Source organism: Bordetella genomosp. 5, assembly GCF_002261315.1.
Lineage (GTDB): Bacteria > Pseudomonadota > Gammaproteobacteria > Burkholderiales > Burkholderiaceae_B > Bordetella.
This window is the reverse complement of the sequence record NZ_NEVP01000012.1, coordinates 264130-285153: the sequence shown is the minus strand read 5'-3', so window position 1 is coordinate 285153 and position 21024 is coordinate 264130. Positions and strand designations below refer to the sequence as shown.

General features: G+C 68.6%; 11 protein-coding genes. 4 read left to right on the top strand and 7 right to left on the bottom strand.

What is annotated here, in order from left to right; all coding sequences use genetic code 11:
• Window positions 1-62: 62 nt before the first annotated feature.
• The 7 genes from CAL25_RS21415 to CAL25_RS21385 all read right to left on the bottom strand — a co-directional run bounded on the left by CAL25_RS21415 (window position 63) and on the right by CAL25_RS21385 (window position 14656).
• Window positions 63-2948, bottom strand: coding sequence for a WG repeat-containing protein (locus CAL25_RS21415; protein ID WP_094803765.1), 2886 nt, complete (start codon window positions 2946-2948; stop codon window positions 63-65).
• Window positions 2948-6052 carry a WG repeat-containing protein gene (locus CAL25_RS21410; protein WP_170948564.1) on the bottom strand — a complete coding sequence of 1035 codons (3105 nt, stop codon included), beginning with the start codon at window positions 6050-6052 and terminating at the stop codon, window positions 2948-2950. Before CAL25_RS21410 ends, CAL25_RS21415 begins: the two co-directional genes overlap by 1 nt.
• Before the next feature lie 250 nt (window positions 6053-6302).
• Complete coding sequence (locus CAL25_RS21405) at window positions 6303-8717, bottom strand: response regulator (protein ID WP_094803761.1); 2415 nt, start codon at window positions 8715-8717, stop codon at window positions 6303-6305.
• Between the two features lie 4 nt (window positions 8718-8721).
• Window positions 8722-9201: a response regulator gene (locus CAL25_RS21400; RefSeq protein ID WP_094803759.1), complete on the bottom strand. Its 480-nt coding sequence runs from the start codon at window positions 9199-9201 to the stop codon at window positions 8722-8724.
• A complete protein-coding gene (locus tag CAL25_RS21395; RefSeq protein ID WP_094803756.1) occupies window positions 9198-11453 on the bottom strand; it encodes an ATP-binding protein in 2256 nt (751 codons plus the stop codon). Before CAL25_RS21395 ends, CAL25_RS21400 begins: the two co-directional genes overlap by 4 nt.
• Window positions 11454-11635: 182 nt before the next feature.
• Window positions 11636-13252, bottom strand: coding sequence for an ATP-binding protein (locus CAL25_RS21390; RefSeq protein ID WP_094803754.1), 1617 nt, complete (start codon window positions 13250-13252; stop codon window positions 11636-11638).
• 174 nt (window positions 13253-13426) lie between these two features.
• Entirely contained in the window at window positions 13427-14656 is a 1230-nt protein-coding gene (locus CAL25_RS21385) for an MFS transporter (RefSeq protein WP_094803752.1), read from the bottom strand.
• 101 nt (window positions 14657-14757) lie between these two features.
• Between CAL25_RS21385 and CAL25_RS21380 the strand changes: the two genes are divergently transcribed.
• The 4 genes from CAL25_RS21380 to nadE all read left to right on the top strand — a co-directional run bounded on the left by CAL25_RS21380 (window position 14758) and on the right by nadE (window position 20858).
• Entirely contained in the window at window positions 14758-15723 is a 966-nt protein-coding gene (locus CAL25_RS21380) for a LysR family transcriptional regulator (RefSeq protein ID WP_094803750.1), read from the top strand.
• A 410-nt stretch (window positions 15724-16133) separates the two neighbouring features.
• On the top strand, window positions 16134-18245 hold the full coding sequence (locus CAL25_RS21375; protein ID WP_094803941.1) for a TonB-dependent siderophore receptor: 2112 nt from the start codon (window positions 16134-16136) through the stop codon (window positions 18243-18245).
• Window positions 18246-18537: 292 nt separating this feature from the next.
• Window positions 18538-19950 carry an APC family permease gene (locus CAL25_RS21370; RefSeq protein ID WP_094803748.1) on the top strand — a complete coding sequence of 471 codons (1413 nt, stop codon included), beginning with the start codon at window positions 18538-18540 and terminating at the stop codon, window positions 19948-19950.
• Window positions 19951-20021: 71 nt separating this feature from the next.
• Window positions 20022-20858 carry an ammonia-dependent NAD(+) synthetase gene (gene nadE, locus CAL25_RS21365; RefSeq protein WP_094803746.1) on the top strand — a complete coding sequence of 279 codons (837 nt, stop codon included), beginning with the start codon at window positions 20022-20024 and terminating at the stop codon, window positions 20856-20858.
• Window positions 20859-21024: the final 166 nt, after the last annotated feature.

Below are 21024 nucleotides of genomic sequence, written 5' to 3'. Positions count from 1 at the left end.
CTGTCATCCTAGCCCGTGAGGGATGACGGCGGCAAGCGCGTGCCGCCGTCATGAGCCCGCGCTCAGGGCTCGCAGTAGTCGGGCAAGGTCTTGGGCCACAGGCGCGCGCCGGTTTCGCCGTACAGCACGCGCATGCCGCACTCCATGCCCACGCGCGCGAGCACCTTGCCCTGCGTGTCGATCAGCATCGAGTCCGAATCGGTCGAGACCACGGCGCGCTGGCCCACGAACGGCGAGGCCGCGAGATAGGCCGGCGCGATGGCGAACGCCCCACGCGCGTCGAGATAGCCCAGCCGGTCGCCCGCGTTGGCGAGCGCCAGCCCGTCGTGACGCGCGCCCAGATAGCGGTAGGCGGCCGGTGGCACCGGCGTGCCGGCCGTGAGCGGCACGACGCGGGCCTTGCCCTGATCGCCCTGCACCACCGCCACGCCTTCGGAGGGCGCGTCGCCATAACCTGGAACCGTGTGCAGGATGTTGCCTTTCAGATCGGCATAGCGCGTGACCGTCGTGTCTTCGATGGCCTGCGACACAAGCCATCGGCCGTCGGGCGAGAGGCTCCAGTCGCCTTCGGGAAGCGCGGTGACGGTCTTGCCGCTCGCGTCAATCAACACCGGGTCGTTCGAGTAGGCGGCGGGCATGACGGCGCGCGCGGGTTGGCCGCGGAAGGGCGTGCCCGCCATGCCGTGCGTGCGGATCTGCCATTGGCCCTGGGCATCGATATAGCCGGACAGCGGCTCGCGGCTGATCTGCGTCCAGCGGCCCACCTTCAGGTGGTAGGCATTGTCCATCGGCGCGGCTTCGCTGCCGTCCATGGCCACCCGCCAGCGCTTGTCGCCCGCCACCGCGGTCAGGCCGTCCTCGTCCGGGCCATAGACGTCCAGCCCGGGCTGCCAATCGATGAGCACCTTGCCGTCCGCATTGACGAGCCTGCGGTCGGGCGAGGGCGCATCGTCGGACCCCGCGAGCGTATCCACGGCCTGTTGCACCCGCCACACGGCAGCGGTCAGGCGGCGCACCTCACCATGCTCGGGCGCGATGCGCCAGCGGCCTTGGGGGTCGATCACGCCGCTGCGTCCGGCGCCCAGCGTGGCGACGGCCAGACCGTTCTCGAACGGCTCGATCGCCGTGAACTGCGGCGGCAGCACCACGGTGCCGCGTTCGATGTCGTAAAGACCCCAGGGCTCGCCTTCGGCCGCGCCGAGCACGTAGCGTGCAAGGCCGTTGCCGATGGGCTCGAACGTGAAGTGCGCCGGCAGGGCGCGCGGCTTGCCGGCGCGGTCGATCAGTTGCACCTTGTCGTCCTGATAGACGAAGGCATAGCCGTACTGGAACGCGCTGATGTGTTTCTGCGGTGGCAGCCCGAGCGGCTCGCCGCGGGCGTCCAGCAGCACCATGCCGTCGGCCGTCTGGGCGGCAAAGCGCAGCGACTCGGCGGCGACGGGCGGCTCGCTCTCGGGACGTTCGTCATCGCCGGGATCGAGCGCGATCAGATCGGTCCAGGTGTCCTTGCCGATCAGCGTGCCGTCGGCGAGCAGCAGCGTCGGCGGGTCGCCGCATTGGCAGTGCGTGTCGCGGCTGATGCCCATGGGGGCATTGGCATCGTTCCAACCCAGACGACGGATCGGGATGCTCTCGAGCGCCGTGCGCTGTTCGTCGGTGAAGCGCGACTTGCCGGCGGCATCCAGGATGTCGAGCAGGCGGCCGTTGTCGCCCAGCAGCCAGAGGCGGCCCTGATGCACCCGGATCTCGCGCAGCTGGGTGAGCGCCGCGGGGGCGTCGTCACCAAAGACCCAGGCGCCGTTCGGTGTGAGCACGCCATAGCGGTCCTGCGCCGTGTCGTGCACCAGCACATAGCCGTCGGTTTCGTCGCTGGGCTGCAGCGTGTCGGCCGAGCCGAGCGCGAGCGGCTGCGGCTGGCCCGGCACGAATGCCGTCAGGGTCCGGTCCTGCAGGTAGAACAGCGCGCGGCCATGCATCCGGGCGTCGCCGGCCTGGCGGGAATCGAGCGTCAGCCGCTCGGCGCCGGTGTCGTCGAGCACTACATAGCCCTTGCGCGCCACCTTGGCCAGCCAGAATTCGTCTCCCAGCCGGTCGATCCGCTCGTAGCCGCGGCCTTCGCCGTGGACCTTGCCGGCCGGGTCGATCAGCACGACCTCTTCGTCGCCCACGCCGAGCGCCACCTTCGAGCCCTGGATGAGCGAGATGTCGTGGTAGGCGGGCTCGAGGACCCAGTTCAGGTCGGTGTCGAGCAGGCCGTAAAGGCCCAGTTCGTTGCTGCCGATATATCGATCGTCGGACAGGGCCTTGTGCAGCTGCAGGCTCGCGTCAGCATGGCGGCTCATGCCGTCGTCCCGATGCAGGGTTTCGTGAAAAATCATCCATGCCAGCGCGGGCGTGCCCTCGCCGATCTTCAGCTCCTTGATGTCGGCGCCGAACGGCTCGCCCACGGGCTTGCCCTGGCGATCGACGAGGTGCCGGTCATTGCCCGAGGTGACGAGCGCAAGACCGATGGAGACGTAGTCTTCGACCGCATCGTAGCGGGCCGGCACGACCACGCGGCCCCGCGCGTCGATGAAGCCCCATTTGCCGCGTTGCTTGACGGCGGCGCGGCCATTGTGGAAGTCGCGCACCTCGTCGAAGCGCGGTGTCACCGCGAGCTGGCCGTTCTGGTCGACGAAGCCCCAGGCGTGGCGGCGCAGACTGTGATCGGCCGGCACGCGCTCGATCTCGGCATGGGCCGAGGGGAGCAGGATGGCGGCACGTTGTTCGGAGAGCGCGCGCATGCAGCCGTTGACCTTGCCGTGCGGCATCTTGCTGTCGATGTCGAACTCGGCTTCGGCGGCGCATGACACATGCTCGGGATACTGGGCGTGCGCGGGCGCGGCCAGGCCCAGCAACGCCAGGGCGAACAGGGTGGGGCGCAGGGAAACAGGGAGCGTGTTGAGCATCACGGATTCTTCGCGGCGTTGGAGGAAACGGGCTCGGCACGCGCCAGCCCCTCGGCGTCCTTGCAGGTGAGCGGGGTGGCCGGCCAGGTGATGCGGCCATCGGCGTCCTGCAGGACCGGCGCGCCGCACAGGGCGCGCAATTGGAACTGCGGTTTGCCCGCGGTGTCGATGTACTGGATCGCACCCGCGAGGCGCACGCGTGCGCGGCCCTCGCTGAAGGCATGCGCCTCGAGGTAGCGCGGCGGGATCGCAAAGTGACCGTCCGGCGCGATGTAGCCGATCCAGGCGCCGGTGCGCGCTTCGCGGGTCGCGACGGCGCGGCCCTGCTTCATGGGGCCGATCAGACTGAAATGCGGACCCACCACGCGTCGGCCCGACGCATCGATGAGACCCCAGTTGCCGTTATCCCCGCGGTACGGCACCACGCCCTCGCTCGCCGAACTCTCGTGCAGCGTATACGTGCCGCGCACGCGCGTAATCTCTCGGCCCTGCAGGTCCGTGATGCGCGTCTCGCCCCGCTGCTCGTCGCGGAACGAGATCCGCTGCATCGAGGCGAGCGGCGTGCCGTCGCCCAGCTGCGCCAGCACCTTGCGCCCCTGTTGGTCCATGACCGAGTACCGGCCCGCGTGATACACGCGTGCCAGGCCCTCGGGCTGCACGAAGAAGGGATTGAAATCGCCGAGCTCCGGCGGGACGCGCCAGTTGCCGCGCGCATCCAGCACGCCGGTGCCGCCGTCGAAGCGCAGGTGCAGCCAATCGCCGAGCACGTCCTGGTGGGTGGGGTCGCTGCGCGCGATCGTGATGCTGGTGCCGATCGGGGCGATCAGGACCGCGCTGGCGTCGTCGCGCCGGCCCAGGTAGCGGCCCGGGCCGAGCTTGCGCGGCTCCCGCTCGAAGCTGTCGGTGCCGCGACCGGTGCGCAGATCGACCAGCCGATAGCGGTCATCCTCCCCTCGCACCCGCATGACGCCGTCCTTCTCGTAGTTGAAGGCGTAGGCGTTTTCCTGCGTGGCGGGGATCACCCATTTGCCTTGCAGGTCGATCACGCCCCATCGATCGCCTTGCCGTGCGATGGCCCAGTCGTCGGAGAACTCCTGGATCTCCTGGTAGCGCTCGTTGTTGACCGGGGCGTTGCGGGCGATGTTCCACAGGCCCCACGGACCGTTGTGACGCTCCTCGAGCCGATAGCGCAGCACCGTGCCGCGCATCCGGTTGCCCTGGGGCGCGACCGCTGCCGGCAGGGGCACGGGCTTGCCGTGCAGGTCGATCAGTTCCGGCTCGCCCTCGTAGCGTTGCGACCAGGCCCAGGTGTACGGCCCCGCGTAGGCTTCCAGCCGCGCGTAGCGCGGCGGCACCAGCCATTCGCCTTCGGCGTCCACCGTGCCGATCCTGCCTTCGCGATCGAGCACGCGCGCGGGCGCCTGGTCTTCGTTGCCCTGGATGTCCTGCCATTCGGGCCGCGACACGATTTTGCCGCTCAGCGTAAGCAGGGCGGGCGCGGCGTCGCTATCGCGTCCGCTCAGATGCGCCAGTGGCAGGCGCTGGCCGTGGTTGTCGCCTTCCGGGTCGCCGGGGCTGCCATAGGCCCACACGCGATAGCCCGCGAGCGCCTGCACCACCTCGGGGCCCAGCAGGGCTTCGCCGCGCGCGGTGTAGATCTGGCGCAGGCTCGGTTCGTCGCCGAAATCCAGCGTCGCGGTCGGATCTTCCGCGACGCCGCCGGCCTCGAGGGCCACGTCGGCGGCGTCGGCTTCCTCGGGCGCGGCATCGGCATTCGTATCGGGCGCCGGCGGCGCCGGCACCGACGGCGGCGCGGGCACCATCGGCGGTGCAGGCACCATCGGCGGCGGCGGCACCATCGGCGGCGCGACGTCGGCATCTCTGGCCGCGCGTGCGGGATCGTGATGCACCCAGGCCATGCCGCGGCGGTATTCCACGCTCAGCCCCGGCGCATCGAGCTCGATGGGCGCGCCCCGAGGCGGAATCAGCAGGGCGCGGGCCTCGCCGCGAATCAGGTGCCAGCCATCGGTCGGGCGCGACGATTCGGGATAGCGGCCCGGGTCGCGCAGCACCACCTCGAGGGAGGCATCGCGCACTTCGAAGCCGCGGCGGCCGGGCAGGGTGAAAAGCCACAGGCCGGGACCGGCGGCGCGCACGCCCTCGAAGCGCGTCGCCTCGATCTCTTTACCGGCCGCGTCCACGAGCTGCCACGTCTGATCGCGCAACACGGCGTACGCGCGCCCGATACGCACCGGCGCGTCCTGCGCACGCAGCACCTCCGGTGCGACGGCCCACTTGCCCTGTGCGTCGAGCATGCCCCAATTGCCGCCGTAGCGCGAGTCGCGCCGTTGTGCGGGTATTTGTCCGTCCTGCGGTTCGCCCAGGGTCATGATGCCCTCGGGCAGCGGGCGCGAGCGGCCCGTGCGCATGTCGAGCAGCAGGGCGGTGTCGGGGCCCTCCATCTCGGCCAGACGCTGGCCGGGCTGGAATCCGCGCGTGCGCGTGCCCAGCGGGAAGGTCTTGAGCACTTTGCCCTGACGGTCGATCAGGACGTCGTGTTCGTCCTGCACCGCGAGGGCGGTGCCTTCGGCATTGAAGCCGGTCGCATAAGTGAATCGGGGCTCGACGGCCCAGGCGCCCTGGCGATCGATGTAGCCCCACACGCCCTCGAGCGCTGCGGGCGCGAGCCCGTTCTGGAAGGGTTCGACATCGTCATAGCGCGGCGCGATCACAATCTGGCCCGAGGCATTCACGAAGCCCCAGCGCCCGCGCTCGGCGTCGATGCTCTCGAGCTGGATCGCGGCCAGGCCTTCCTGGAAATCGCGCGCGCATTCACTGCCCTGATGCCCGGCCACGCAGCCATCGGCCCAGGTCCAGGTGCGCGGTTCTTCTTCGGCGTTCGCGGACCGGGCCGCGTCGGCCTCGGGGCTGGCATCCACGGCAACCGGCGGGCCCGGCGGGTCGGCGGCGGGCGGGCTCGGCTGTGCGGCGGCGGCCTGCCAGAAGGCGCTCGCCACCACGAGCGTGGCCCAGGCGAGCGGATAGGCCGGCGCGCCAGCGGAAATCCGGCGGGTGCGCCGATGCGTTCGTTCTGCCGTTCTCATGCAGTCCCCCCGGACGCTGGTGCGTCCGGCCTCCAACATTTGATTGTGCGCGGCGCGCGCTGGACGGGCGCACACGCATGACGGACGCTCGCCGATGCGGGGCACGACACGCATCAGCGTGGCCGGCGGCCGCAGGACGGGCAATGACGTGCGCGGGAAGTGTACCGATTCAGCGCGCGTCGGCGACGCGCAGGCGTGACCAAACTTGTCTGAACCGTGACGAGGTTTTGCGGCGAGAGACCGGGCGGCCTCAGGCCAGTGCGCGCAGGCGGCTCAGCGCCTCGAACAGCTGTTCGCTGCGATAGGGCTTGGGCAGGTAATCGAAGCGGCGGTCGCCGTCGAAGCGCTGCTGCAGCGAGGGCAGCGGCGCGCCGCTCACCATCAGCAGCGGCAGGGCCGGGTGACGGTCGCGCAGTTCGCAGGCGAGATCGGCGCCGCTCATGTCGGGCAGGCCCAGATCGATGAGCGCGGCGCTGAAGCCGAGCGCCGCGCCGTCGGTCATGACGCGCAGGGCTTCACCCCCGCTCGCCGCCAGCGTGGCGTCGTAGCCTTCGCCGTCCAGCATCTCGGCGGTGAGCTCGCGCAGCAGTTCGTCGTCTTCGACCACCAGCACGCGCGGTCGGTCCGAGCCGGCCGTGGCGCCGTCGGGCGCCGTGGGCGCGGCATGGCGTTCATCGTCGGTGTCGTTGAGCCCACGCGCGGGCGCCTCGCCCGGCGCCTCGTCGAGCCGGGCGCGCACCTGGCGCGCGAGATCCGGCAGGGCGTAGGGCTTGGCCAGCAGCGATACGTCGGGCGCGAGGCGGCCCTGGCGCAGCAGCGACTCGGCGGCGTAGGCCGAGGTGTAGAGCACCGGCAGCCACGGGCGGCGGGTGCGGGTGGCTTCGGCCAGCTGGCGCCCGTTCATGCCGGGCAGTCCCACGTCGGTGAACAGCAGGTCGATGCGCACCGGTGTGTCGATCAGGGCCAGCGCGGCGTCGGCGTGCGCGGCGGCCAGCGTGTGATAGCCCAGCTCGCGCAGCACATGCAGCGCATGCTCGCGTACGCCGTCGTTGTCTTCGACCACCAGCACCGTCTCGCCTTCGCGTGCACGCGGCAGCGGCGCCTCGTCCTGGCAGCCCGGCGTCGTCTGGGCGGGCAGGGCGGCGGAGGCACGCGGCAGGAAGATATCGATGGCCGTGCCCTGCTGCGGGGTCGAGTCGATGCGGACGTGGCCGCCGGACTGCGCCACGAAGCCATACACCTGGCTCAGACCCAGGCCCGTGCCATGGCCGGCCGCCTTGGTCGTGAAGAAGGGCTCGAACACCTTGGCCATCGTGGCCTCATCCATGCCCACGCCCGTGTCGGACACGCGCAGCAGCAGGTATTCGCCCGGCGTCACGCCTTCCTGGCGCGCGCAGTATTCGGCGTCGAGCGAGGTATTGACGGTGCGCAGGCGCAGCGTGCCGCCGTTGGGCATCGCGTCGCGCGCATTCACCGCCAGATTGATGATCGCGTTTTCGAGCTGATTGGGATCGGCCTCCACCGGCCAGGCGTCGTCGGCCAGCGAGAAATCGAGCGAGACGTGCTCGCCCAGCGTACGCGCCAGCAGATCCGACAGACCGCGCGCCAGCGCGTTGAGATCGAGGCGCCGCGGCGCGAGCGGCTGGCGTCGCGAGAAGGCGAGCAGGCTGCCGGTGAGCTCGGCGGCACGGCGTGCGCCGCGCGCGGCGTTGGCCAGCGCATCGATCTGGGCCTGCGCCAACGGCACCTGCGAACGCTGCACGCGTTCGAGGTTGCCGAGGATGATGGTCAGCAGATTGTTGAAGTCGTGGGCGACTCCGCCGGTGAGCTGCCCCAGCGATTCCATCTTTTGCACCTGCCGCAGCCGCGACTCGAGTTCGCGGCGGTCGTCCATGTCGCGGCCGGCCGCATAGAAATTGCCGTCTTCGGTCGGGACGAAGGTCCAGGCATACCAGCGCGGACGGCCGTCGATGGTCAGGCGCAGATCGACATCGCGCACGACCTCGCCGCGCGCGCAGCGGGTCATGGCTTCGCGCGCCGCGCTGCGATCGGCGTCGCCGATCAGATCGAGCAGCACGTGGCCGCGCAGGTCGGGAATGGCCAGCGTGTGCTGGCTGGCCGGGTTGGCGCTGGCAATGACGCCCGAGGGGTCGCAGATCAGGAACAGATCCTGGCTCAGGCGCCAGACCACGTCGCGTTCGCGCGTGCGCGCCTGCACGGTGGCCTCGAGCGTGGCATTGATGGCCTGCAGACTCGCCTCGGCCGCGCGGCGCGCCTGGCGCTCGCGCGCTTCGGCCAGGGCGCGCTCCACGGCGGCGGGCAGCCGCGTCAGGCGCTGCTTCACGACGTAGTCGGTGGCGCCGCGCTTGAGCGATTCGATCGCCACTTCTTCGCCGAGCGTCCCCGACACGAAGATGAATGGCACATTCGGCGCGATCGCGTGCGCCATGTCGAGCGCGCTCAGGCCATCGAAGGCCGGCAGCACGTAGTCGGCCAGGATCAGATCGTAGTCGCGTTCTTCCAGCAAACGCGTGAACTCGGCACGGGTCCAGACGCGATCCACCGCGGCGTCCAGGCCGCCACGGCGCAGGTATTCCTGGACCAGTTCGGCGTCGAGGTCGCTGTCTTCGAGCAACAGGATGGATAGGGGCGTCGGCGCTCTCATGCGTTCAGGCAGGCGTAACCTTCATGGGTTGCTGGGGATGGGGGGCACGACCGGGATGGGGCTCGTTGAGCACCGCCCAGAACATGCCGAGTTCGCGGATCGCGCGAAAGAAATCCTGAAAATCCACCGGTTTGACCACGAAGGCGTTCACGCCCAGGTCGTAGCTTTTGACGAGGTCGGATTCCTCGCGCGAAGCCGTGAGCATCACCACCGGGATGTGACGCGTGTCGGGATTCTGCTTGATGCGCTCGAGCACCTCGAGTCCATCGATCTTGGGCAATTTCAGGTCGAGCAACACCACGGCAGGGTCGCCGTCGTTGCGGCCCTTGTGCGCACCCTCGGCCATCAGCCAATCAAGGGCTTCGACGCCGTCGCGCGCCGTGACCACCTCGTTGGCAAGGAGACTGCGCTCCAGCGCCACCAGGGTGAGCTCGAGGTCCTTCGGATTGTCCTCGACCAGCAAAATCTTCTTCAATGCGCTCATAAGCGTATTTCCTGCTTGTCTGGTAATGAGAAATAAAACGTCGCGCCCTTGCCGACCTCGCCTTCGGCCCAGGCACGACCAGCGTGGCGCTCTGCGATACGTCGTACGTTCGCGAGGCCAATGCCGGTTCCTTCGAATTCTTCCATGCGATGCAGACGCTGGAACACGCCGAACAGTTTGCCGACGTATTCCATGTCGAAACCGACGCCATTATCCTGCACGCAATATATGAGTTCGCCGTCGCGGCGCTCACTGTACACGCGGATGATGGCGGGATCGCGCGGACGCGTGTATTTGATCGCGTTCGCGAGCAGATTTTGCATCACCTGGCGCATCATGCCGCCATCGGCCATGGCGGGCGGGAGGTCTTCGACCTGCCATTCGATGTTGCGGCCGGCGGCGCTGGGCGACAGCATCTCGCGGGTGTCGCGCACCAGGCGGTTCATGTCGACCATCACGGGCGCGAGCGTGGAACGTCCGACCTGCGAGAAGCCCAGCAGATCGTCCACCAGCTGGCCAGCCGTGAATGCCGATTCGATGATGGTATCGATGTAGCGCGCGGCCCGGGTATCGGCGCGCACGGCGTCGGTGTCCTTGAGCAGCTCGGCAAAGCCCACGATATGGCGGAACGGCGCCCGCAGATCGTGCGACACCGAATACGAGAACGCCTCGAGTTCGCGATTGCTGCGTCGCAGCTCGTCGGTCAGGGCCGCCAGCTCTTCGGCCTTGCGCATCACGATGCTCAGGATGGCCGTGCGCAGCGAGGTGGCCGTGTCGATCTCGGGCTGGCTCCAGGGCTGGGCCTGGTCGCGCAGGATTTCTTTCCAGGTTTCGAACGAGTTGCGCGGATGCAGCTTGCCGCCCGGCTCGGCGGGCGCCGGCTTGCGCGGATCGCCGCCCCAACTGACGGTCTGGACCTGTTCGGGGCGGAACCACAGCACATAGCTGTTGTGCATCTGCGAAATCGGGATCGCCAGCAGGCCGCTGGCGCAGTCCGACCACTCGGCAGCCTGAGGCAGGTCGTCTTTCAGGGTCTGGGTGTAGTAGCGCTCCGCGGTGGGATGCTCGCGCGCCAGCCAGTCGGCGATCAAGCGGATCTGCGCCTCTTGTGGTGTCTTGCCGACGGTGCGCACCTCGCCGGCGAACAGCACGGCGGCGCCCTTGGCGCGTGCCAGGGCCAGCAGCTCGTCGGGATGCGCCACCAGGCCATCGACGAAGTGTTTCTCGGCCGCCATGTCGGCCAGCAGACCGGCCTGGATACCTTGCAGGGAGACACGCTCGACCGCATCGGCGGCGCGCGACCGGCGCGAGAGCTGCATGCCCAGCACCTGGGCGATCAGGTCGCAGGCGGTGCGGATGTGCAGCGGCGCGCGGCGCGCCTCGGCGTGATGGCAAGACATCAGCCCCCACAGACGGCCGTCTTCCATGATGGAGAAGGACATCGACGAGGGAGTGCCCATGTTGCGCATATATCGCACATGGACGGGCGAGACGCTGCGCAGCGTGGAATAGGTCAGGTCCAGCGGCTCGCCGGTGGCGGGATCCAGCGTGGGCTCGATCGGCACCGGCGTGTAGGTGGCATCGGGAATCAGGCGGACCCGGTTCAATCGATACAGCTCGCGAGCCTGGGCGGGAATGTCGCTGGCCGGAAAGCGCAGGCCGAGGTAGGCCGGCAGATTGTCGTTGCGCGACTCGCCCACCACCGTGCTGTGGCCCTGCTCATCGAAGCTGTAGATCATCACCCGGTCGAAGCCGGTGATGCGGCGCACTTCGGCGGCCGTGTATTCGTGCAGCTCTTCGAACGACTCGGTGGCGGGCACCCGCTCCATATAGTCGCGAATATGCGGATAAAGCGTGTCGAGCGAGCCCGACGGCGCGCCGGCCTGGAATTCGAGCTCCAGCACCAGGGTGCCCGGTGAGGCGTTGAACAACATCGCGTGGAACGACGTCCCGGCGCACTCGAAGGGGCCGAGATACACCGCGGAGTCGGTGTTGCGCTGGGTCGACAGCAGGGCCCCGGCGGTCGGGCCGAGCACCTTGCGGATGTCCTGACCCAGGATGCCGGCATTCTCCTGCCCGAGCGCCGCGCCGGCGTTCTGACTGAGGTGCGTGACGATGAAGGAATGCGCGTCGAAGGCCAGGAGCAGGCCGTGCGGCTGAATGCTGCCCGGGACCCGGATCGGCTCGTTCTCGCAAGCCGACAGGTCGAGGCCGGGTGCGTGCGAAGACGAAGCGGGACGGGGCGACACCATGGGCATTTTCCTGATTGTGAACGCCTAGTATTGCACGAGCATTCAACGGGGGACGGTCACGCGATGTGTCGGGGCGGCCGCTTTGTTACGGTTTTGAGAGGCATTCGCTGGCGTAGAAACATCGTGTGACGCGCTACGCGGCGCTGCGCAGTATACGTGAGCGCCAGAGCATCACTCTACCGTCACCCGGGCAGCCCGCAGGCCAGGCGGCAGATACGTGCGACCAGGTCGTCGAAGTCGAAGGGTTTGCTGACCAGTTCCACGCCCTGCTCACGTTCGATATCGCTGAGGGCTTCCTCGCCATAACCGCTGATATACAGCACGGGCAGACCCGGTCGCAGACGGCTGGCCGCCGCGGCCACGTCGCGCCCGCTCATCCGGCCCGGCAGGCCCAGGTCGGTGACCAGAAGCTCGATGGGTGTGGTGCTGCTGAGCTGCACGAGGGCATCGGGGCCGTCGACGGCTTCGATGACGCGCAGGCCCAGGTCGCGCAACACTTCGGCGACCAGCGAGCGCACGGCGGCCTCGCCGTCCACCAGCAGAATCGTCTCGCCGTGCCCCGCGACAGGCCCGAGCCGCGCTTCGACCGGCGCGGGTGACGCGATCTCGTCGGGAAGCACGAAGCGGGGTAGGTACAGCACGACCTCCGTGCCCGCGCCCGGCTGCGAATGCACCCGGATGTAGCCCAGCGACTCCCGCATGAAGCGATGGAGGATCGACATGCCGAGCCCGGTGCCGCGGCCCGGGGCCTTGGTCGTGAAAAACGGTTCGAAAATGCGCGCCACCGTCTCGGGCGCCATGCCGCAGCCGGAGTCGGTCACGCCGAATTCGAGATAGTCGCCCGGGAGCGCACCGATCACGGCGGCCGGCGTGCCGTCCAGATGCACGTTGCGCGTGCGCACGCGCAGATCGCCGCCGTCGGGCATGGCATCACGCGAATTGAGGCAGAGATTGAGCAGCGCGTTTTCGAGTTGGTGCGGATCCACCAGGGTGGTCCAGGGCGCCGGGGCGAGTTGCAGTTGCAGCGCGATCGAGGGGCCGATGCTGCGTGTGATGAGCTCGGCCATGCCCGCGATCAGATGGTTCGGATCGGTCGGGCGCGGCGCCAGGGTCTGTGGCCGCGAAAAGGCCAGCAGCCGGTGCGTGAGGGTCGATGCCCGCTTGATGCCGCTCTGCGCGATCTCGATGTAGCGCTCGACGTTGGCGGTGTTGTCGCGCGCGAGGCGCATCCCGATCAGATCGAGGCTGCCCGCCACGCTGGACAGCAGGTTGTTGAAATCGTGCGCCAGGCCGCCGGCAAGCTGGCCGACCGCGTCCATCTTTTGACTCTGCAGCAGGATGTCTTCGGCCTCGCGCAGGCTGCGCGCCTGTTCGCGTTCGGCGGCGACGCGCTTGGTGGTCTCGATCACGGTGTCCAGCATGCCCACGACCCGACCGTGCTCGTCGCGCACCGGGCTGTAGCAGAAGGTGAACGCCGCGTCCTCCTCCATGCCATTGCGTTCGATGCGCAGCGGAAAGTCTTCGATGAAGGTCGGCTCACCGGCCAGGGCGCGGTCCGCGATCGGACCGATGATGTGCCAGGCCTCCTGCCAGACCTCGCTGAACGGGCGGCCCATGGCTTCGGGCTTTTGCCCGAGGATGGGGCGAAACGCCTCGTTGTAGATCGTGATGAGCTGGGAGCCCCATGTGAGGCAGCAGGGGAAGGCCGAGGCGGACACCATCTGGGCCGCGATGCGCAGCGAATTCGGCCAGTTGTCGATCGGGCCCAGCGGCGTGGCGGCCCAATCGTGATCCCGCATGCGCGGCGTCAGGGCGGGCTGTCCCCGCGAAGCGTCTCCCGGATTCGACGTTCCGGAAGGCGTGCGCGCAATATCTGCGGAATGCGGCATGAGGTGCTGGGGGCCTGCGGTGACGGGGTAGCTGATTCTATTCCCTTATACACCGCAGGTCTCAGGCTCCGCCATCAGGCGGATTCAGGATGCCCGTTGCGGCACGAAGCGCAGCGCCAGGGCGCCGAGCGCGGCCAGCATGGCCAGCCCGGTCACGCCGGTCCAGCCCGCGTGGGTCAGCGCCAGGCTGCCCAGCGCCGCGCCCACCGCCATGCCGATGAACATGCTGACCATCAGCACCGCGTTGAGGCGGCTGCGGGCAGCCGGATCCAGGCCATACACGATGCTCTGATGCGCGATCAGGGTCACCTGGACGCCCAGGTCGAAACCGAGTGCGGCCACGGCCAGCAGCACCAGGCCGGCGCTGGGCGACAGCGCGGGCAGCGCGAACATGGTGGCGAAGGACACGGCGGTCAGGGCCGCGCCGATCCGCGTGACCAGCACCGGGCCGCGACGGTCGGCCAGACGGCCGGCCAGCGGCGCGGCCAGGGCGCCGGCGGCGCCGGCGAGCCCGAACGCGCCCGCCGCGCCGGCGCCCAGATGGAACGGCGCATCGTGCAGCATCACGGCCAGCGTCGACCAGAAGGCGCTGAAGCCGATCGACAGCATGCCTTGCGCGAGGGCCGCGCGGCGCAGCCGCGGGTACATGCGCCACAGCGAGGCGAGCGAACGCAGCAGCGCGCCGTAGGGCAGTTTCGAGGTGGGGGCGAAGCTCGGCAGGCCGCGCCACAGCGCCACGCCCAGCAGCGCCACGCTCAGCGCGGCGGCGAAGAACATGCTGCGCCAGCCGAAATGCTCCGCCACGAAGCCGCTCACCACGCGCGAGAGCAGGATGCCCAGCAGCAGGCCGGTCATGACCACGCCCACGGTCTTGCCGCGTACCGCTTCGGGCGCCAGCGTGGCGGCCGCCGGCACGATGTCCTGGGCCAGCGTGGCCGACAGCCCGACCACGAAGCTCGCCGCCAGCAGCATGCCGATGCCGGGCGCTGCGCCGCTGGCCAGCAGGGCGGCGACCAGCAGGCCGCTCTTGATCAGGATGATGCGCTTGCGGTCGTAACGGTCGCCCAGCGGTGCGAGCAGCAGGATGCCGGCGGCGTAGCCGAGCTGGGTCAGCGTGGGCATCCAGCCGAGCGCGCCGGCGCTGGCCTGAATGTCGCTGCCCAGGATGCCGAGCATCGGCTGGCTGTAATAGATCGAGGCGACGGCCAGGCCGGCGCCGATGGCCAGCAGCAGGAGCAGGGTGGCCGGCATGGGCCGGCTCTCGCCGGCCGGCAGTGGCGCGGCCGTCGTATGCGTTTGTTGAATGGTGGACATGATGGGATACCCCGGTGTGCAAGAGTGACGAACCGGATTTTGCGCCGCACCAATGGCGTTGTGTAGACGCTATTGGGGTACATGGGTTATACGTTTGGAGTATGGCAACACCTCCCAAGACCCGTTCCGATACCGCGCTCGACGCCCCGGGCGGCGCCGATCGCATGATGCTGATCGAGACCTTCGTGCGCATCGTCGAGGCCGGCAGCCTGTCGGCCGCCGCGCAGCAGCTGGGCAGTACGCAACCCACGATCAGCAGGCGGCTGCAGTCGCTCGAGCGCTCGCTGGGCGTGCGGCTGCTGCAGCGCTCCACGCACGGCATGAACCTCACCGAAGACGGTGTGCGATGCTATGACCGCGCCAAGGATCTGATCGCCAGCTGGCAGTCGTTCGAGAGCACGGTGCGCGGCGCCAACGACGAGCCCGTGGGCACGCTGCGCGTGGTCGCGCCGCATGCTTTCGGCCAGCGTCAGTTCATCAAGCCGCTCGCCGAGTATCTGAAACGCTATCCCCGCATGAGCGTCGATTGGTCGCTGCATGACCGGTCGCCCGATTTCATCGCCGACGGCATCGATTGTGCGATTCAGGTCGGGCTGCCGCCCGATCCCGACGTGGTCGCGCTGCGGCTGGGCGAGGTGCCCCGCATCGTGGTGGCGGCGCCCGAACTGCTGGCCGGGCGGCCCGTGCCTTGCCAGCCGCATGAGATGGGCGGTTTGCCGTGGGTGGCGCTGCGCATGTTCTACCGCGACGAGGTGACGCTCACGCATGTGGCGTCCGGCGACACCGTGACCTTCCCGATCGCGCCTCGCCTCTCCACCGACGGCCTCTACGCGGCGCGCACCGCCGCTCTGCTGGGCGTGGGCGCGGGCATCGTGTCGGCCTGGGCGGTCGCCGACGAGCTGGCCGAAGGCCGGCTCGTACAGCTGGCGCCCGAATGGCGCGCCGCGCCGCTGGCGGTGCATCTCGTCTATCCGCCCGCGCGCTTCTATCCGGCGCGGCTGCGCCGTTTCATCGAGATCATGCGCGAGGGGGCGTCGGAGGCGTTGCGGGACCCGCTGGAAAAATGATGTTGGCCCCCACGCTGCACGCGCGTGATGTTGGCCCCCACGCTGCACGCGCTTCGCGCGCTTGCTGCCCCCCGAGGGGGCTCGCCCGCCTTGGGGCGGCCCGGCGGCGGGCGGCTGCCGCCACGCTGCACGCGCTTCGCGCGCTTGCTGCCCCCCCGAGGGGGCTCGCCCGCCTTGGGGCGGCCCGGCGGCGGGCGGCTGCCCCCACGCTGCACGCGCGGGGCGCCCGCGGCTGGCCACCGTTGCATGTACGCGACGCGCGGTGTTTCCGTTTGCTAATCTAATTGCGAATGATTTGTAGTAAGAATACGATCGCGCCGATTCCATTCGATTGATCCGGAGCGCGCGTGGCCTCTTTTCGTCTGTCCTTCCAACCGTCCGCCGGTTCGCCGTGCGGTGTGCATCGTTCCCTGCCGGCGCGTACGGCGCTGACCCTGGCCCTCGCCGCGGGGTTCGCGGGGCAGGCGGCCGCGCAGAATGACGTGCGCCAGCTACCCTCGGTGACGGTGACCGCGACGCCGCAGGCCGAGGACACGCTCGTCAAGCTCAATACGCCGGTCAACAGCGGCGCGCTGGGCAGCCGCACGCAGCTCGAGACGCCGTTCTCCAGCACGGTGGTGAGCAATGTGCAGCTCGAAGACGCGAACCCGGCCAAGCTCGGCGACGTGTTCTTCAACGACGCCTCTGTCTCCGACAACAGCGCCAGCTACGGCGCCTTCGCCAGCTATCTGACGGTGCGCGGCCTGCCGCTCGATTGGCAGAACTCGTATCGCATCGACGGCAATCCCTTCCTCAGTTACGTCACGACGCTGCCGTACGAGCAGTTCGACCAGATCGAGCTGCGCAAGGGCGCCTCCGGCTTCATGTACGGCTTCGGTTCGCCGGGCGGCCTGATCAATTACGTGACCAAGAAGCCCACCGATACGCCGGTGCGCAGCATCGACCTGGGCTACACCAGCAAGGGCATCCTGCGCGAGCATGCCGACATCGGCGGCCGGCTGGGTGACAGCGGCGCGTTCGGGTATCGCCTGAACGCCACGCACGAAGAGGGCAATACCTACAACAACGGCTCGATCTATCGCACCTCGGTGTCCGTGGCGCTGGACGCGCGGCTGACCGACAAGCTGACCTGGGACTTCCAGTCGATCTACCAGGATCGCAAGGCGACGGGCATCGAGCCCGCCATCACGACGCGGAGCCTGGCGAGCGGCGGCCTGCCGTCGCCGGTGCGCAACGACGACAGCAAGCTCGTGGGCGGCGGCAGCGTTGCCGACAACGATTTCCGCTACTACGCCACCGGGCTGAAGTACCAGTTCAACGACGACTGGTCGGCCCGCGCGGTGTACAGCTACAGCACCTCGGAGACGCGCCGCAACGAGTCGGTGCTGCGTCTGCTGGATCAGGCCGGCAATTACGAGAACGATCGCTCCGACTACGGCGAAGCCTACGCGTTCAACAACTGGACCGGCATGGTCCAGGGCAAGTTCGCGACCGGCGCGCTCACGCACGATGTCGTGCTCGGCGCCAGCTGGCAGAAACAGAAGAACGATTACTCGTCGAACGGCTTCTACGGCCTGGTCGGCAGCGGCAACCTGCATCGCCAGAATCCCTACGACTACTACGGCGTCGACGATATGCATCTGTATCGCGCCGCCGAGATCACCCAGAAGTCGGTGTTCGCCAGCGACACCATCGACCTCACGCACGGCTGGTCGTTCCTGGGCGGGGCGCGGCTGACGAACTACACGCAGCGCGGCTTCGGCGTCGATGGCGCGACCACGCAGGATTACGAGAAGAACGGCGTGGTCACGCCGACCCTGGCGCTGATGTACAAGGTCACGCCGCGCACCATGGTCTACGGCAGCTATATCGAGTCGCTCGAGCCCGGTACGGTGGTCGGCAATTTCTACGCCAACCAGGGCGAGGTGACCAAGCCGCTCAAGAGCCGTCAGTACGAGCTCGGGATCAAGACCGATCAGGATGGCTGGGCCGCCACCGCGGCGCTGTTCCGCATCGAGAAGAAGGCGGAGATCGATCAGGAGACGGGGGCGGCGCTGCCCACGCTCGTCCAGGACGGCAAATCGATTTACCAGGGCCTGGAACTCGGCGCCTCCACGCGGCTGGGCACGAACTGGAATCTGGGCGGCAGCCTGATGCTGCTGGACTCGGAGTACAAGCGCGCGGCGGCCAACGTGGGCAATCGGGTGGCGGGCGCGCCGAAGTTCATCGCCGCGGCCCAGGTGGCCTACAGCGTGCCCCAGGTGCAGGGTCTCAAGCTGCGCGCCGACGTGAAGTACACCGGCGCCACCATGCTCGACGCCGGCAACGACGTCGAGGTGGACAACTACACGCTGGTGAACATCGGCGCGATCTACGACACGCGGATCGCCGGCTACGACACCACCTGGCGCGCCGGCATCAACAACCTGTTCGACAAAAAGTACTGGCTTTATCAATCGGCCAACTACGTGAAGGCGGGCGATCCGCGCACGTATATGGTCAGTGCCACGCTGCGCTTCTGAGCATCCGCGTCCGGGTTGATCCCGGCGCGCACGCGGCGTATGGTGAACAGGCAGTTGGCGCAGGAAGAATGGCCGGGTGCTCGCAGGTTTGCGACCACGCGCCAACGCCTTTTTGCGCGTTGGCGCAAGCGCTGCCCGGGCTGCCGCCACAAGCGGTAGCACTTCCAATGCCCGGCCAACAACTTAGACAGACTGTTGCATTCGCATTTGTAACTCAGCAACGCTTACCCCATAGACTTTTCCCACAGACCGCATCCAAGCGGTCGATACCAGGTTTCAGTGGAGAAGCGAAATGGCACATAACAACTCAATACAGACCGCCGCCCCTGCCAGCGGCGACGCGCCGCTCAAGCGCGTGATGGGACCCAAACTGCTGTTGCTGTTCATCGTGGGCGACATTCTCGGTACCGGCGTGTATGCGCTCACGGGCCAGGTGGCCGCCGAGGTCGGTGGCGCGGCCTGGCTGCCGTTTCTGGTGGCCTTCGGCGTGGCGCTGCTGACGGCGCTGTCGTACCTCGAGCTGGTCACGAAGTATCCCAAGGCCGCCGGCGCCGCGCTCTACGTGCACAAGGCGTTCGGCGTGCACTTCCTCACGTTCATCGTGTGTTTCACCGTCATGTGTTCGGGCCTGACCTCCGCGGCCACGGCGTCGCAGGCGTTCGCGGCCAATCTCTTTGCCGCCTTCGGCATGGAAGCCGAGAAGTGGTGGATCACCTTGGGCGCGCTCGGCTTCATGACGCTGGTGATGCTGATCAACTTCCGCGGCGCTTCCGAGAGCGTGAAGGCCAACGTGGTGCTCACGGTCATCGAGCTCACCGGTCTGCTCATGGTGATCGTGCTGGGCTTCTACGCCATGTCGAACGGCCAGGCCGATTTCTCGCGCGTCGTGGCCTTCGAGACGCCCGAGGACAAGAGCGTGTTCCTGGCCGTGACCTCGGCCACCGCGCTGGCCTTCTTCGCCATGGTCGGGTTCGAAGACTCGGTCAACATGGCGGAAGAGACGCACGAACCCAACCGCATCTTCCCCAAAGTGATGCTGACGGGTCTGGGCATCACCGCCGTGATCTATGTGCTGGTGTCGATCTGCGCCGTGGCGCTGGTGCCGGTGGGCGAGCTGGCCAAGACCTCGACCCCGCTGGTGCTGGTGGTCAAGACCGCCGCGCCGGGCCTGCCCACCGAGTACATCATGCCGGTGATCTCGATGTTCGCCGTGGCCAACTCCGCGCTCATCAACATGATGATGGCGAGCCGTCTGCTCTACGGCATGTCGCGTCAGGGCGTGCTGCCGTCGTTCCTCGCGCACGTGCACAAGCGCAACCAGACGCCCTGGACCGCCATCCTGTTCACCACCGCGATGGCCTTCGCGCTCATCATCCTGGTGTCGCTGAGCGACTCCGAAGCCATCCGCGCGCTGGGTGGCACGACGGCGCTGCTGCTGCTCGGCGTGTTCGCCTTCGTGAACGTGGCGGTGCTGGTGCTGCGCCGCCAGACCGTCAAGCACGAGCATTTCCGTATCAACCGTGCCGTGCCCATCGCGGGCGCCGCGTTCTGCCTGTTCCTGGTGCTCCCGGTCACTGGCCGCGACGTGATCCAGTATCAGGTGGCGGGCTGGCTGCTGCTGTTGGGCGTGGTACTTTGGGGTGTCACCTGGCTGGCCCACCGCAACAAGAAGATGCGGCTCGATCCGGCCGAAATCGAAACCTGAGACGCGGCGCCGCCGCACTGACCGACGATGGCGTGGCGCAGGCCGCGCCATCGCGTTTTCCGGAGCAAGGCATGACATTGCAAGCGCAACAACATCAGATCGGCGCCGAGCTCGGCGTCGCCGCGCACTTCGACCCGGCCACCGAGATCGAGCGGCGCGTGGCCTTCCTGGCGGACTATCTCGTCAACACCGGCCTGCACGCCTACGTGCTCGGCATCAGCGGCGGCGTGGATTCGCTGGTGGCCGGCCGGCTGGCGCAGCTCGCCGTGCAGCGGGTGCGCGAACGCGGCCACGACGCGACCTTCATCGCGGTGCGTCTGCCCTATGGCAATCAGCGTGACGAGGCCGAGGCCGCGCGCGCGCTCGAATTCATCGTGCCCGACGAGTCGCTGCGCGTGGACATCGCGGGTCCGGTGGACGCGCAGCGCGAGGCATTGCGGGCCGCCGGCCTGCAATACCGCGACGAGGCCCAGGAAGACTTCGTGATCGGCAACGTCAAGGCGCGCCAGCGCATGATCGTGCAGTACGCGATCGCCGGCGCGCGGGGCGGCATCGTGATCGGCACCGACCACGCGGCCGAGGCGCTGATGGGCTTCTTCACCAAGTTCGGCGACGGCGCGGCCGACGTCGTGCCGCTCTCGGGACTCACCAAGCGGCGCGTGCGCGCGGTGGGCGCGGCGCTCGGCGCGCCCCAGGACCTTGTCATGAAGGTCCCGACCGCCGACCTCGAAACCCTCTCCCCGGGCCGCCCCGACGAAGACGCGTTCGGCATCACCTATGCCCAGATCGACGACTTCCTCGAAGGCAACGCGGTCGAGCAGGACGTGGCCGAACGGCTGGTTCAGGTCTACGCGAACACGGCGCACAAGCGCGCGCTGCCGGTGGCCCCGGCGTCGGATCCCGTCTGATCGGGCGCGCGGCGGCGGCTGCGGCGACGAGCGTCGCCGGGCCGCGGCAGGCCGCGCGCGGCCGACCCGATCCGCGCGACACGCGGACGGTGCGCCGCGCGGCCGCACCGTGGCCATTTGCACGGTCCGCGCTGTAGTCGATTGCGCGCGCAACTGTTAGACTGCG

Excerpts from the sequence above, each read along its gene's own strand:
- CAL25_RS21415 (WP_094803765.1), bottom strand. The coding sequence starts at position 2,948 with ATGCTCAACACGCTCCCTGTTTCCCTGCGCCCCACCCTGTTCGCCCTG.
- CAL25_RS21410 (WP_170948564.1), bottom strand. The coding sequence starts at position 6,052 with ATGAGAACGGCAGAACGAACGCATCGGCGCACCCGCCGGATTTCCGCT.
- CAL25_RS21405 (WP_094803761.1), bottom strand. The coding sequence starts at position 8,717 with ATGAGAGCGCCGACGCCCCTATCCATCCTGTTGCTCGAAGACAGCGAC.
- CAL25_RS21400 (WP_094803759.1), bottom strand. The coding sequence starts at position 9,201 with ATGAGCGCATTGAAGAAGATTTTGCTGGTCGAGGACAATCCGAAGGAC.
- CAL25_RS21395 (WP_094803756.1), bottom strand. The coding sequence starts at position 11,453 with ATGGTGTCGCCCCGTCCCGCTTCGTCTTCGCACGCACCCGGCCTCGAC.
- CAL25_RS21390 (WP_094803754.1), bottom strand. The coding sequence starts at position 13,252 with ATGCGGGATCACGATTGGGCCGCCACGCCGCTGGGCCCGATCGACAAC.
- CAL25_RS21385 (WP_094803752.1), bottom strand. The coding sequence starts at position 14,656 with ATGTCCACCATTCAACAAACGCATACGACGGCCGCGCCACTGCCGGCC.
- CAL25_RS21380 (WP_094803750.1), top strand. The coding sequence starts at position 14,758 with ATGGCAACACCTCCCAAGACCCGTTCCGATACCGCGCTCGACGCCCCG.
- CAL25_RS21370 (WP_094803748.1), top strand. The coding sequence starts at position 18,538 with ATGGCACATAACAACTCAATACAGACCGCCGCCCCTGCCAGCGGCGAC.
- nadE (WP_094803746.1), top strand. The coding sequence starts at position 20,022 with ATGACATTGCAAGCGCAACAACATCAGATCGGCGCCGAGCTCGGCGTC.